Genomic DNA, 13688 nt, shown 5'->3' on the forward strand with positions numbered 1-13688 from the left:
CGTGGAGCTCGAGCGCGCGGTCGAGACCTACCTCCGGCACGTCGCGCTCGAGCGCGGACTCTCCGATCACACCGTCGACGCGTACCGTCGCGACCTGGCGGGGTACGTCGAGTGGCTGCACGCGCGCGAGGTGACCGCGATCGAGTCCGTGACTGCGTCGCTGGTGGCGGAGTTCGCGGCGGAGCGGGCCTCGGCGGAACCGCCGCCGGCCGCGTCGTCGCTCGCGCGGATGCAGTCCTCGGTGCGGGGGCTGCACCGCTTCCTCGTCCGGGAAGGACGCGTCGACGACGATCCCAGTGGGCGCCTGCGGCCGCCCAAGGCGCCCCGGCGGCTCCCGAAGGCCCTGACCATCGCCCAGGTCGACGCGCTCCTGGACGCCGCGGGCCCGACACCCGGCTCGGACGCCGCAGCCGAGCCGGCGGCTGTGCGGGATCGCGCGTTGCTCGAGCTGCTGTACGCGACGGGTGCGCGCGTGTCGGAGATCGTGCACCTGGACGTCGACGACATGGCGCACGGCGACCTGATCCGCGTGCGAGGAAAGGGCTCCAAGGAGCGGGTGGTGCCCGTGGGCTCGTACGCTCGCGCGGCCATCGAGGCGTACCTCACGCGGGTGCGCCCGGCCCTCGCGGCGAAGGGACGAGCCACGCCCCGGTTGTTCCTCGGTGTGCGCGGGGCACCGCTGTCGCGACAGAGTGCGTGGCTCATCCTCCAGGCAGCCGCGGAGCGAGCCGGGCTGACGGCGCACGTGTCGCCGCACACGCTGCGACACTCCTTCGCGACGCATCTGCTGCAGGGCGGTGCGGATGTGCGCGTCGTGCAGGAACTGCTCGGGCACGCATCTGTCGCGACGACGCAGATCTACACGCACGTCACGGTCGACGCGCTGCGCGACGTGTACGCGACATCGCATCCGCGGGCGCGGTAGCGGGCGCTCCGGCGGCTCGCGCGTCATCGCGACGAAAGGGCCGCCCCGCCGCCCTGAGAGACTAGGGAGATGACCGCCACCCTCGTCGCCCAGAACCTCTCCGGCGGGTACGGACACCGCACGCTGTTCGAGGGTGTCGACCTCACGGTGGCCCCGGGCGACGTCGTCGGCGTCGTCGGGGCGAACGGTGCCGGCAAATCGACGCTGCTGCGGCTGCTCGCCGGCGTCGACGAGCCGCAGGGCGGGTCGATCAGCCTCGCCCCCTCCGACGCCTTCGTCGGGTGGTTGCCCCAGGAACACGAGCGCATCGCGGGCGAGACCGTCGCGCAGTACATCGCGCGACGAACGGGATGCGCCGAGGCGACGCGGGAGATGGATGCCACGGCCGCCGCCCTCGGCGACCCCGGCGCCGTGGGGGCCGACGATGCGTACGCCGCGGCGCTGGAGAGGTGGCTCGCCAGCGGCGCCGCCGACCTCGACGAACGGATGCCGATCGTGCTGGCCGATCTGGGACTCGAGGTGGGCCCGGATGCCGAGATGACCGGCCTGTCGGGAGGACAAGCGGCACGCGTCGGACTGGCTGCCCTGCTGCTGTCGCGCTTCGACATCGCCCTGCTCGACGAACCGACGAACGACCTCGACCTCGACGGACTCGAACGGCTCGAGACGTTCGTGAAGGGTCTTCGCGGGGGAGCGGTGCTCGTCAGTCACGATCGCGAATTCCTCGCGCGCGCGGTGAGCCGTGTGCTCGAACTCGATCTCGCGCAGAACGCGCACCGCGTGTACGGCGGTGGGTACGACGCGTACCTCGAAGAGCGCGCGACCCTGCGTCGGCAGGCGCGCGAGAAGTACGACGAGTACGCCGAGACCAAGGCCGACCTCGTCTCGAGAGCCCGAACGCAGCGCGAGTGGTCGAGTCAAGGCGTGCGCAACGCCATGAAGAAGGCGCCCGACAACGACAAGATCCGCCGCAAGGCGTCGGCGGAGTCGAGTGAGAAGCAGGCGCAGAAGGTCCGCCAGATGGAGAGCCGTATCGCGCGGCTCGAAGAAGTCGACGAACCGCGCAAGGAGTGGCAGCTGGAGTTCACGATCGGCTCCGCGCCGCGGTCGAGCTCTGTGGTGTCGACGCTGTCCGGTGCCGTGTTCCGACAGGGCGATTTCACGCTGGGGCCCGTCTCCCTGCAGGTGAACGCCGGCGAGAGGATCGGTATCACCGGGCCGAACGGTGCGGGGAAATCGACGCTGCTGCGTGGCATCCTGGGCCGTCAGACGCCGGACGACGGAACCGCGAGCCTCGGAGCCAGCGTGGAGATCGGCGAGATCGACCAGGCCCGATCCCTGCTGGTCGGAGCGCGTCCGCTGGCGGAGACCTTCGAGGGGTTCGTGCCCGAGATGAACGCGGGCGAGGTGCGCACGCTGCTGGCGAAGTTCGGGCTCAAGGCCGACCACGTCACGCGTCCCGTCGACGGCCTGTCGCCGGGCGAGCGCACCCGCGCCGGCCTGGCGCTCCTGCAGGCGCGCGGGGTGAACGTTCTCGTCCTCGACGAGCCGACGAACCACCTCGACCTGCCCGCGATCGAGCAGCTCGAACAGGCGCTGGAGTCCTACACGGGGACGCTCCTGCTGGTGACGCATGACCGGCGGATGCTGGCGGCGGTGGAGACTGACCGGCGATGGCGGGTCGAGGCCGGGGTCGTGACCGAGCTGTAGGGGCGGTTCCGCCTCCACCGGGAGTTCTGCCCGAAGGCGTGAACGCTATCCACGCGCAGAAACGCGAGGAGAGCGCGTTCACGTGCGCCCATCGTGTTCATACGTGAGGGCTCAGCGACCCTGGCGCTTCTTGTAGGGCTTGGGCTGGCCCTTCACAATGGGTGCGCGGCCCTTGCCCTTCGACGCCTTCGCCTTACCGCCCCAGGACGCCTTCTGCGTGGGCGCGGGCGCCGGGGCATCGGCGATCCGGCGGTGCGCCTCCTCGAGCAGCAGAACGCCCGCCGGGAGGAGGCGCGTCGGCGGCGTGCGCTGGACGAGCGGCTGCCCGACCTCCTCCTCGAGCTTGTCGAGCGTCGTGTAGAGGGAGGCGAGGGGGATGCCGAGCTTCTCGGCCGTACGGGGGAAGTGCAGCTCCTCGGCGAGGGCGGCGAACCGGCGGAGATGCTCGAGCTTCATGGCATCCATTCTCCCGGATATGGAGCGTCGACGCGGGCCTGCTGGCCTCTTTCGACTCGCCGAGAGCACACGATCGTGCCGAGAGCACACATCGCGTCGCGGCGCGCGCCTGTGGTCTCGCGCGGATCGTGTGACCTGGCGGGCTCGTCCACACCACCAACCCGGGCCGAGTCCCGACGGGGGTCGACCCCGAGCGGACGGGGCGCCGGCCCCGGTCAGGCGGCGGATGCCAGGAAGCGGTCGGCGGTGCGCAGCGACAGCGCCATGATCGTCAGGGCGGGGTTCGCGGCGATCGCGGACGGGAAGACGGAGTTGTCCGAGATCCACAGGTTGGGGATCTCGTGCGAGCGGCCGTCGGCGTCGACGACGCCGTCGGACGGGTCGATCGACATGCGGCAGGTGCCGATGGTGTGTGCGGTGCGGGCCAGCACCATCGTCTCGCGCGCGCCTGCCGCGTCCATCACCCGCAGCATGAACGCCGTCGCGTGCTCGTCGAGCGCCTTCTCGTTCGCACCCGCCGTGAACGTCACACGGGCGCGGGGGATGCCGAACTCGTCGGTCTCGTCGACGAGCGTCAGACGGTTGTCATCCGACGGCAAGCACTCGGCGTTGATCCCGATGCCGGCCATGAACCGGGACTGCTCGAGCCGCTGCATGAGCTCGGGACCCCAGAGCCCCCCGCCCCGCACGAGCGTCGTCGAGAAGGTCAGGGGCATCACACCGAGACTTTGCACGAGGTAGCCCCCGGCGAAATCGGCATCGGCGGGACGCATCATGTCCTCGCTGATGAGCGAGGACGGATACCCCCGGTGTCCGCGCACGGGTTCGTCGAACCGGCCCCACACCTGCGTCGCTCCGTGGGCGAGGAAGTTTCGGCCCACCTGACCGTTGTCGTTGGCGAGACCTGTGTGCAGCAGCAGGCGCGGCGTCTCGACCCCGCCGCCGGCGAGAACGAGCGCGCGGCAGCGCTGGCGGACATCGACGCCGTTCTGTCGGTACACGACCGCGGCGACATGGCCCCGGGCGTCGAGCTCGATGTCGTGCACCATCGCTTCGGCGCGGATCTCGGCGCCCGCCGCGACCGCCGCGGGCAGGTACGTGTTGGCCGTGGAGGCCTTGGCATCCGTCCGGCATCCCTGGTGGCACTCGCCGCAGTTGACGCACGCGCCGCGCTCGCCATGGTGATCCTGCAGACGAGCGCGGGTGAGGACCGCGGCGGGGGCGTCGGCCCACCGGACACCGAGTGCGTCGCAACCCTTGGCGACCAGATTCGCGGGCGCGTTGCGCTTCGCCGGCGCGTAGGCGTACCGGCGCGAGGGGTCCCACGGATACGGGCTCGGTCCGGAGACGCCGATGTCACCCTCGACGCGCTCGACGTACGACAGCAACTCGTCGGGATCGACGGGCCAATCGCGGCCCTCGCCCGTCTCGGTGCGCAGAGAAAGGTCGCGGCGGTCGGGCCGCGGGGTGAAGGCACCCCAGTGCAGCATCGACCCGCCGACGCCGCGGCCGCTGTTGTTCGGGCCGAACGCGGTGGGATCGTCGCCGCCGCTCAGACGCTCGGACATCCAGTTGATCTCGACGGCTTCCGTCTCGTCGGGCGTGAGGTCGTCGAGCGCGAAGTGACGGCCCGCCTCGAGCGCGACGACGCGCAGTCCCTTGCCCGCCAGCTCCGCCGTGAGGGGAGCCCCTCCGGCGCCCGTGCCGACCACGATGACATCGACGATCTCGTCGGTGCCGAAGGTCCGCATCTTCTCGAGGTTCATGCCGCGTCTCCCGTCGCGATCGAGCCGCCGACACCGGCCGGCTCCCAGTCTTCACGGCGCCCGAGGCGCAGCTCCACGTACCCGCGGATGGGGCTTCCGCCGGTGGCGAAGCCGTCGTAGCCGACGCGCGCCATGCTCGCGGGGTGAGCGAGCCACTGGCGGACGAGGTCGTTGCGGACGTCTTCGAGCCAGAGCTTCAACCGAGCCGGGTCGAGGGGGCCCTCGGCGTCCGTGCTCCCCTCGATCGCGGTGCGCAGCACTGCTTCCCGGTCGGTGGGGTCGGCCGGCCACACCGCGGCGAGGGTGTCGAGACCGGCGCGATACGCCTCGGAGTCGGCGGGCAGATCGGCGTTGCGCCATCCGTCGCCCTCGCCGCGGGCGAGCTGCGTGTCGACGCGCGCGGCGAGGTCGATCGCCGGCCCCTCCTGCGGCACGACCAGGTCAGCGATCTCGCGGAGCAGGGTCAGCTGCGCCACGTCGAGCACCTCGGGCGCGTATCCCCGGTCGTCGGGGACGGCACGGCGGTTCAGGACGCCGCGTACGCGGGCATCGACGCGGTCGCCGGCGATGAGCGCGGACCAGTCGTCGGGCACGGCGGGGCCGATCAGCACCTCGTCGTCGACGAAGTGCGCGATGGCGTCGGCGGCCTCGTCGGCGCGCTCGAGGGGGATCAGGTGGCCGGTGTCGGCGAGGGCCACGAAGCGCGCGCGGGGATACACGGATGCCAGCAGGCCGGGCTGGGCAGCAGCGCCGAGATCGTCGTCATCGGCGCCGGCCAGCACGAGCACGGGGAGGTCGAGGGTCCCCACCTCCGCGGAGGCGTCGACGCGGCTGCCGGTCTGCAGCCACGCACGCCACGCGTCGGGGGAGGTGCGCTGCAGATCGGTCACGGCGTCGCGGTGGGCGTCGGGGGAGAGCGGCTCGGCCGTGTTCTGATCGATGAAGGTGTCGGCATCCTGTTCCGAGATGCCCCCGTCGGCGACCCAGGCCAGCATGCGCTCGCGGCGCTGCTCGTCCATCGGCTCGGGACGAGGGGGCGACGGCGCCAGGAGGACCAGACCGCTCAGCCCGAACAGGGGGGCATCGCCCCGCAGGACGCGGGATGCCACGAGCGCGGCGATCTTGCCGCCCATGCTGTGCCCGCCGAGCATCCAGCGACCGCGGGCGTGGCGGACGAGGTGCGCGATGACGTGGTCGACCGTGGCGTCGAGCGAGGAGTCGGTCAGGTCGGCGGCGGATCCGAAGCCGGGGAGGTCGATCCCTTCGACCCGCACGCGGCCGTCGAGACGCTCGGCGAGGCGGTTGAAGGAGCCGGCGCTCGCGCCGAGCGCGTGCAGCAGGAAGAGGGTGACGGGTGGCATGTCTTCACGCTCGCTCACGGAGCTCGTCGGAACGGGTCGCTTGCGGATCGGCGCGATATGCGCAAGGGCGTTGAGCGGCGGAAGGACCTCGGGGCGGGCCGGACTCCGGAGAAGTCCCGCCGGGCGCCGCGACGCGCCGGGCGGGGAGGGCGGATCGCGCGAAAAGTCAGGAGTTCGGCCCGCGACATGGATCCGGATCGACTCCGCGAACGGCGAACGCCCCGGGCCGCGCGGGAGCCGGGGCGTTCGCGTCGCGGGGTCAGGGAGTGACCATGCCGCCGTTGACGTTGAGCGTCTCGCCGGAGACGTAGCTGGACTCCGCGGAGGCGAGGAAGACGAAGGCCGGCGCGATCTCGGCGGGCTGGCCGGCGCGCTGGTAGGTGCTCTCGTCGTCGAAGTGCTCCATCTGGTCGTCCGAGACGCCCTGGCTCACCTGCAGCGCCGACCACGTGGGGCCGGGGGCGACGACGTTGACCCGGATGCCCCGGGAGGCCAGCTGCTGGGCGAGGCCCTTCGACAGGTTGTTGATCGCGGCCTTCGTCGCGGCGTAGTCGAGCCGGTCGGGCGCGGGGACGTACGCCTCGAGCGAGGCCGTGTTGATGATCGTCCCGCCCTCGGGCAGGTGGGCGAGCGCCGCCTTGGTGATCCAGAAGGGCGCGAACACGTTCGTGCGGAACGTCTGCTCGAACTGCTCGTCGGACAGCTCCTCGACCCGCTCGACCATCACCTGCTTGCCGGCGTTGTTCACGACGATGTCCAGACCGCCGAGCGCTTCCGCGGCCCGGGCGACGAGCTCGCGGCACGCGCCGGGCTCGGTGATGTCGGTCGCGATCGAGACGCCGGTGCGGCCGGCATCCCGGATCTGGGAGAGGACGTGGTCGGCGTCGCGCTGCTCGTCGGGCAGGTGCACGATGGCGACGTCGGCGCCCTCGCGGGCGAAGGCGATCGCGACGGCGCCGCCGATGCCGGAGTCGCCGCCGGTGATGAGCGCCCTGCGCCCGACGAGGCGGCCGAGGCCCCGGTAGGTCTTCTCCCCGAGATCGGGCACGGGGGTCATGTCGGCCTGGACACCCGGCTCGGGCTGATGCTGGACGGGCGGCTCGACCCGGTCGTAGCGCGTGACGGGGTTGTCGAAGGTGAACTGGTCTCGTTCGGTGCTCATGACCCGAGGGTAGGCAGGGGAGTCCGCGCCGGGGGCGGCCTTGACGGATGGAGGACAGCTGATCTCCCCGCGGTGCTCAGCGAGCGCTGGGGTTATCCATAGGATGAACTCAGGGTGCCCCGTCCGGTCCAGGGGAGAGCCCGACGAAGCCGCGGACCGACGGACCGGAGACCTGCGTGCGCACGAAAATCCTCTCGACCCTGGCGGTCGCCGTCCTTGCTGTCGGCGCCGCCGCCGCGGTCCCTCTCACCGCCTCCGCGGCAGAGGACTGCCGAACCATCCCCGTCAACGCCGACTCGGAGCTCACGTCTGATATCGCTCGAGCCGACTTCGGTGTCGACGGGACGGGCATCAAGGTGGGCATCATCTCGGGCTCGTTCAACCTCGTGGACACCGGGAGCACCTGGGAGCAGAACATCGCGCAGGGCCTGCTGCCGGGGGAGGGGAACCCCTGCGGATGGACCACCCCCGTCGTCCGCCTGAGCGAGCCGGATACGAACGTGGTGCCGGCGTCGCTCATCACGGACGAGGGTCGGGCGATGGCGCAGGTCGTGCACGGCATCGCCCCCGGGGCGGAGCTCTTCTACGCCGAGGGCGTCGGTCAGGGACTCGCCCAGGCGATCCAGCAGCTGCGCGGCGCCGGTGTCGACATCATCGTCGACGACCTGATCGCCGCCGACGAGACCGTGTACCAGGTGTCCGCCCAGACCGCCGCCATCGAGGAGGCCGTCGCCTCGGGCGTGACCTACCTCACCGCCGCCGGCAACAACACTCTGGTGAGCCTCGAGCGGCGCCGCACCGGGAATGAGCTGGTTCCGATCGGCAACTGGGAGACCGTGGCCTACCGCCCCGCGCCGTGCGACCCCTCGGTGAAGGTGACGGTGACCGCACCGTTCACGGGATACGACTGCATGGACTTCGATGCGACCGAGGGCGTCCGCACGGTCTCGTCGCTCGTGACCGTTCCCGCTGAGCTCGCCGAGCCCGAGACGGTCGCCCAGCCGACCGTCATCATGCAGTGGGCGGAGCCGGACGGCGCCGCGAAGGCGGCGTTCTCGATCGTCGCGACCGGCGGTACCGCTGACGGCACGGTGATCGCGAGCGACCCGACCTACCCGGCCGCCGCGGGACGCATCTCGATCAACGTCCCACCGATCGTGCGCGACGATCTTCCGGCGAACGAGGTGACGGTGGGGCTGTCGATCGTGCGCATGACCACGGGGACGCCCGAGACCGACATCACCCCCGCGCTGCGCCTCGTCTTCCCGACGGACGGCCCGCAGTGGATCGCCAGCAGCGACGAGGTCGCCTCGAACGAGTTGGACACCGTGGGACGCTCGATCGTCGGCCACAACGCCGCGCCGTCGGCGCTCACCGTCGCCGCGACCGGCGCGGGCGACGAGGGCCAGCTGGAGCAGTTCAGCTCGCTCGGGCCCGCATCGCCGGTGTACTTCGACGTGACCGGTGCGCCTGTCGCCGATCCGCGGACGATTTCCAAGCCCACCATTCTGTCGGTCGACGGGATCGAGCAGAACGCCCTCACCGAGGGCGAGGAGATCCAGCCCGGTGTCTGGCTCTTCAACGGCACCTCGGCGGCGACGCCCAGCGCCGGCGCGGTGGCCGCGCTCGCGCTGCAGCTGAATCCCGCCCTCACTCCCGCCGAGCTGGGGCGCCTCATCGAGCAGTCGACGACGCCCGATCGCTCGATCTATCCGTCGATCGCCGATCGGGATGCCGTCGGCTCGGGCCTCGTGAACGCGCAGGCGCTGCTCACCGCGGTCCAGGCCACCCTGCCCGCGCCGCAGCCGGGCGAGGCGCCCCCGCGTCCCACGCTCGCGGCATCGGGACTGACCGATGGGGGGACGGCGGTGCCCCTCGGCCTCGTTCTCCTCACCCTCGGTCTGGCGGTCGTCGTGACGGTGCGCGTGCGGCGTAAGACGGGCGACACCCGCTGATCCGACCGCGCACCCGATGCGCCCCGATCGGGGTGCCGGGTGCGCGGCGGGTCGTCTGTCAGACGCGTCCGCCGCGATCGACCAGGCGGGTCGCCACGAGTTGCGTGTGCGATCCGGTTGCCGGATCCGCGGCGCGCGCGAGGAGCGTCTCGGCGGCCTGTCGGCCCAGGTCGGCGACGTCGTAGTCGACGATGCGGATGCGGCGCGGCAGCAGGCGGGACAGCTCGAAGTCGTCGAAGCCGGAGACCGCCACCTCGGCGCCGGCGGGCAGGATCGCCTCGAGCGCGCCGATCGTCACGCGGTTGTTCGCGCAGAACACCGCCGTCGGTGGTTCGTCGGACTCCAGCAGACGCCGCATCGCGTCGCGGGCGAGGGTCGGGGTGTGCAACCCGTCGACGACGAGGGCGGGGTCGATCTCGCGGCCGGCGGCGGCGAACGCGTCGCGGGCGCCCTCCCAGCGCTCGGCCATCGTGAAGATCGCCCGGGCGTCGAGGAGGACGGCGATGCGGCGATGCCCGGCCTCCACGAGCTCGGCGACGGCGGCGCGTGCTCCGCCGCGATTGTCGAGCAGGATGGCGTCGGCGGGGATGCCGCTTCCGGGGCGATCGAGGAACACCACGGGCGTGCCCAGTTGCACTTCGCGCGTGAGGTAGGAGTGATCGGCCGCGGTGGGCACCACGATGAGACCGCCGACCTGGCGTTGGCACAGGTCGAGCGCCAGCGCGCGCTCGGTGTCGGCATCCTCTTCGCTGGATGCCATGACGATGTGCATCCGCTCTCGGGCGGCGACGGTCGAGACCGCGGCGGCGATCTGCATGTAGAACGTGTTCGACAGGTCGGCGGCGATGAAGCCGATGGTGTCGCGGTTGCCGGAGCGCAGGCTCGCCGCGAGGGCGTTGCGGTGGTACCCCAGGCGGGCCACCGAGGCGAGCACCCGCTCGGCCATGACCGCGTCGACGTTCGGTTCGCCGTTGATGACCCGGGAGACGGTCTTGAAGCTGACTCCCGCGTCGGCCGCGACGTCGACCATCGTGGGTCGGCCTGTCTTGCGCATGCGTCTCCTCGGGTGATGCCGCGGGGCGGCGTCCTCCGAGCATAGGGACGCAGGCGCGTCGTACGGAAAACGCACGGAGAGGACACCCCGGATCGGCGGCGTCCTCGGCACGGAGGAGGGGGGTGCGCCGAGGACCGGTCGGTGCACCCCCGTCGAGCGGTCACACCTCGGGCGTGACGAAGGTCCCGCTCTCGTGCGAGGCGATCGCCGCGGCGAACAGGCGGTGGGTCAGCGCCGCCTCCTCGGGCCGGACGCAGCCGAAGCCGTCTCCCAGTTCACCCACGTACTCGGCGAGGAAGGCCGCCCACATCTGCAGGATGGCATCCGAGAATCCGGATTCGAAGTTCGGACCCGTCACCGTGGGCCAGACCGACTGGCTGCCCGCGTCGACGCTCTGCCAGCTCTGCTCACGACCGACTCCCGGCACGTCGATGAACGCGAACACCTCGACCTGCTTGGGGTTCTTGGTGCTGAAGCGCACTCCGCCCGACATGCCGATGGCCTCGAACTCCCACGTGTTCTTCTGACCCGGTGCGATGCGCTTGGTCTCGGTCGTGAGCGGGAAGGGGGCGCCGTCGTGGCGTGCCCACGAGTGGATGACCGCGTTGTCCCAGGTGTCGCACGGCTGCATGGTGCCGTCGGGGCCGGGACGCTCGGTGACGACGTCTTGCAGGATGCCGACGACTTTCTCGGGCGTCCAGCCCAGGCGCAGCGGCACGTGCCACGTGTGCATGCCGAGGTCGTTGAGCACACCGGCACCGCCGCAGAACTTCTTCTGCCGCTTCCAGTTGAGGGGCTTGTTCACGTCGATGTCGCTGGAATGGAGGAAGGTGCATTTCGCCTCGACGATGCGGCCGAGCGCACCGGAGCGGACGTAGTCGACCGCCCACTGGGCACCGGGGAAGAACGGCATCTCGCTCGAGACACGCACGAACGACCCCGGTGTCTCGTCGATCGCGGCGACGACCGCATCCGCGGCCGCGCGGTCGATGCCGAAGGGCTTCTCGGCCAACAGCGCCTTACCCGCGCGGATGGTGTCGATGTAGAGGCGTTCGTGCAGGTCGTGGCGCACGGCGATGTAGACGACGTCGACGCGCGGGTCGGCGAGCAGCTCGTGGTGATCGGTGGTGGTGAGCTGCACGGTGTCGATGCGCTCGAAGAACTCGAGAGCCGCGGGGTTGATGTCGCAGACCGCGACGAGCTCGGGCTCGGCGGGGTGATCGATGAGAGCGGGCCAGCGCCGCAGGGCGGCGGCGATCTCACGGCCCATGAGGCCGCCCCCGATGATGCCGACGCCGACCTTCTTGCCGGTCACGCGGCACCCCCGATGAGGGTGAGGGCGTCGTCGACCGAGGCGTCGTCGTGCACGACGGCCATGAGCGCGGCGGTGATGCCGGCGGGGTCGGGGTGCTGGATGACGTTGCGGCCGTAGACGATGCCGCGGGCGCCCTGCTCGAGCACGGCTTTCGTGCGCTCGAGCAGCGTGCGGTCGTCGACGCGGCCCCCGCCGCGCACGAGCACGGGGGTGTCTCCGGCAGCCTGGACGACCCGGTGGTACTCGGTGATGTCGTCGGTCGGGTCGGCCTTGATGAGGTCGGCACCGAGCTCGCGTGCCTGTCGCACGAGGGTGACGATCTTGGCGGTGTCGCCGTCGACGCCGTATCCGCCGCTCCCGGGCTTCGTCTGCATGACGAGGGGCTCGATCATCAGCGGCATCCCGTAGCGTTCCGCGTCGGTGCGGAGGGCCAGGATCGAGCGGATGCACTGCTCGCGGACCTGGGGCTCGCCGGGCAGGTCGAGAAGATTCACGCACACAGCGACCGCATCGAGACGGACGGCGACCTCGATGGCATCCGGGACGTGGATGCTGTGCAGGGGTGACTCGAGCGGGTCGCCGTAGACGTTGGCGATGTCGGTGCGCAGGACGAGGCCGGGCTTCTGCTTGCCGGGCACCGACTGCAGCAGAGGTGCCTGGCCGAGCGTGAGCTGGACGGCGTCGGGGCCGGCGTCGACCAGCGTCGCGACGGTCGCGGCCATGTCTTCGATGCCGGTGAGGAAGGCGTGCTCGTGGAACGCGCCGTGGTCGACGGCGACGTCCAGCGCGCGGCCGGAGCGCGCGTTGAAGAGGCGGTGGAGGCGGGGTTTCGACATGGGGTGTGGGTCTCCGAGACGTCGGGTCGGGGCGCGGCTCTGCGCTCGTCGGTCAGTATGAGGGGAGCAAGACAACGTTGTCAATCGCTGCTAGCCTGGGCCGCGCAACGGCGAGGAAGGCGGGGCTCATGGGCGAGCTGTACGAATCTGCGATCGACGAGGTGCGAAAGCGCACGGGATCGCTGGCGCAGGTGGCGAGTGTGGAGGCCTCCGTCCGCACGGACGGCCCGGATGCCGGAACCCGGCGCCTGCGCCTGATCGCGGGTGATCTCGAGGTCGAGCTGTTGCCGGATCGTGGCCTCGACCTCGGGCAGGTGCGCCACCGCGGAGTCCCGCTGGCGTGGGTGTCGCCGACCGGATGGCCGCGGCCGAGCGCCGCCGGATTCGAGGCGTCGTTCGGAGGTGGTCTCGTCACCACCTGCGGCTTGCTGTCTTTCGGCCCGCCCTCGGTCGACGCCGAGGGGGAGCACCCGCAGCACGGGAGGTACAGCGGGCTGGCGGCATCCGTCACCCGAGCGGAGGTCGTCGAGGACGCCGTGGTCGTGGAGGCGACGGTCGTCGAAGCGACGGTTCTCGGTGCCCACCTCGAGCTGCGCCGGAGCGTGCGACTGCCCTTCGGGGCGGGGCGGATCGAACTGCGCGACGAGATCGTGAACCGTGGAGCGCGGGCGGTGGAGCCGATGGTGCTCTACCACGTCAATCTCGGCTGGCCCCTGGTCGATGAGGGAACCGTGCTGCGCTCGCCGGCGGAGCAGGTGACCGCGCGCGATGCTGCCGCCGAGGCGGGACTGGCGTCGTGGGCGGCGTTCCCCGCGCCCGTTGCGGAGTATCCCGAGCAGGTCTTCGCGCACGTGCTGCCGACCGATCGTCGCGTGAGCGCCGAGGTGATCGCGCGGTCGGGGCTCGGCGTCCGGATCTCGTTCGATGCGACGGTGCTGCCGGGGATGTTCCACTGGCGGGTCGCGCAGGAGGGCGGGGTGGTCCTCGGGGTGGAGCCCGCCACGGCTCCGACCATCCTGGGGCGCGCTGACGCGCGGGCGTCCGGACTGTTGAGAGAACTGGCCGCGGGCGCCTCGTGGGAGCTCGGCCTTGACATCGATGTCATCCGAGATGCATCCGTGACTTGACAACGTTGTCCGGTCGGCCTC

Annotated in this window: 11 protein-coding genes; 4 read left to right on the plus strand and 7 right to left on the minus strand. The window is 71.3% G+C overall.

All coding sequences use genetic code 11. The features are described 5' to 3' along the window. Position 1: 1 nt before the first annotated feature. Together xerD and PIR02_09265 are read left to right on the plus strand one after the other, a co-directional pair. On the plus strand, positions 2-925 hold the full coding sequence (gene xerD, locus PIR02_09260; protein WZH38841.1) for a site-specific tyrosine recombinase XerD: 924 nt from the start codon (positions 2-4) through the stop codon (positions 923-925). A 69-nt stretch (positions 926-994) separates the two neighbouring features. Continuing rightward, on the plus strand, positions 995-2635 hold the full coding sequence (locus tag PIR02_09265; GenBank protein ID WZH38842.1) for an ABC-F family ATP-binding cassette domain-containing protein: 1641 nt from the start codon (positions 995-997) through the stop codon (positions 2633-2635). 111 nt (positions 2636-2746) lie between these two features. Here PIR02_09265 and PIR02_09270 read toward each other — a convergent pair whose 3' ends face one another. The 4 genes from PIR02_09270 to PIR02_09285 form a co-directional block, all read right to left on the minus strand. Next, positions 2747-3091 carry a LysR family transcriptional regulator gene (locus PIR02_09270; protein ID WZH38843.1) on the minus strand — a complete coding sequence of 115 codons (345 nt, stop codon included), beginning with the start codon at positions 3089-3091 and terminating at the stop codon, positions 2747-2749. A gap of 215 nt (positions 3092-3306) precedes the next feature. Next, positions 3307-4857 carry a GMC family oxidoreductase gene (locus PIR02_09275; GenBank protein ID WZH38844.1) on the minus strand — a complete coding sequence of 517 codons (1551 nt, stop codon included), beginning with the start codon at positions 4855-4857 and terminating at the stop codon, positions 3307-3309. Further along, positions 4854-6218, minus strand: coding sequence for an alpha/beta fold hydrolase (locus PIR02_09280; GenBank protein ID WZH38845.1), 1365 nt, complete (start codon positions 6216-6218; stop codon positions 4854-4856). Before PIR02_09280 ends, PIR02_09275 begins: the two co-directional genes overlap by 4 nt. 259 nt (positions 6219-6477) lie before the next feature. Then, positions 6478-7380 carry an SDR family oxidoreductase gene (locus PIR02_09285; GenBank protein ID WZH38846.1) on the minus strand — a complete coding sequence of 301 codons (903 nt, stop codon included), beginning with the start codon at positions 7378-7380 and terminating at the stop codon, positions 6478-6480. A 176-nt stretch (positions 7381-7556) separates the two neighbouring features. On the opposite strand from PIR02_09285, the gene PIR02_09290 reads away from it, so the two are divergent. Next, positions 7557-9335, plus strand: coding sequence for a S8 family serine peptidase (locus PIR02_09290; GenBank protein WZH38847.1), 1779 nt, complete (start codon positions 7557-7559; stop codon positions 9333-9335). 58 nt (positions 9336-9393) lie between these two features. Here the strand turns inward: PIR02_09290 and PIR02_09295 are convergent, their stop codons facing one another. From PIR02_09295 to PIR02_09305, 3 genes are all read right to left on the minus strand, one after another. After that, entirely contained in the window at positions 9394-10389 is a 996-nt protein-coding gene (locus tag PIR02_09295; GenBank protein ID WZH38848.1) for a LacI family DNA-binding transcriptional regulator, read from the minus strand. Positions 10390-10549: 160 nt separating this feature from the next. After that, positions 10550-11704, minus strand: coding sequence for a Gfo/Idh/MocA family oxidoreductase (locus tag PIR02_09300; protein WZH38849.1), 1155 nt, complete (start codon positions 11702-11704; stop codon positions 10550-10552). Further along, positions 11701-12540, minus strand: a complete 840-nt coding sequence (locus tag PIR02_09305) for an aldolase (protein WZH38850.1) — start codon at positions 12538-12540, stop codon at positions 11701-11703. Before PIR02_09305 ends, PIR02_09300 begins: the two co-directional genes overlap by 4 nt. Positions 12541-12668: 128 nt before the next feature. Between PIR02_09305 and PIR02_09310 the strand changes: the two genes are divergently transcribed. Continuing rightward, positions 12669-13667, plus strand: coding sequence for an aldose 1-epimerase family protein (locus PIR02_09310; GenBank protein ID WZH38851.1), 999 nt, complete (start codon positions 12669-12671; stop codon positions 13665-13667). Positions 13668-13688: the final 21 nt, after the last annotated feature.

The organism is Microbacterium enclense, assembly GCA_038182865.1.
Lineage (GTDB): Bacteria > Actinomycetota > Actinomycetes > Actinomycetales > Microbacteriaceae > Microbacterium > Microbacterium enclense_B.

Coding starts and splice junctions, on each gene's coding strand:
- PIR02_09265 (WZH38842.1), top strand. CDS start 995: ATGACCGCCACCCTCGTCGCCCAGAACCTCTCCGGCGGGTACGGACAC.
- PIR02_09270 (WZH38843.1), bottom strand. CDS start 3,091: ATGAAGCTCGAGCATCTCCGCCGGTTCGCCGCCCTCGCCGAGGAGCTG.
- PIR02_09275 (WZH38844.1), bottom strand. CDS start 4,857: ATGAACCTCGAGAAGATGCGGACCTTCGGCACCGACGAGATCGTCGAT.
- PIR02_09280 (WZH38845.1), bottom strand. CDS start 6,218: ATGCCACCCGTCACCCTCTTCCTGCTGCACGCGCTCGGCGCGAGCGCC.
- PIR02_09285 (WZH38846.1), bottom strand. CDS start 7,380: ATGAGCACCGAACGAGACCAGTTCACCTTCGACAACCCCGTCACGCGC.
- PIR02_09295 (WZH38848.1), bottom strand. CDS start 10,389: ATGCGCAAGACAGGCCGACCCACGATGGTCGACGTCGCGGCCGACGCG.
- PIR02_09305 (WZH38850.1), bottom strand. CDS start 12,540: ATGTCGAAACCCCGCCTCCACCGCCTCTTCAACGCGCGCTCCGGCCGC.
- PIR02_09310 (WZH38851.1), top strand. CDS start 12,669: ATGGGCGAGCTGTACGAATCTGCGATCGACGAGGTGCGAAAGCGCACG.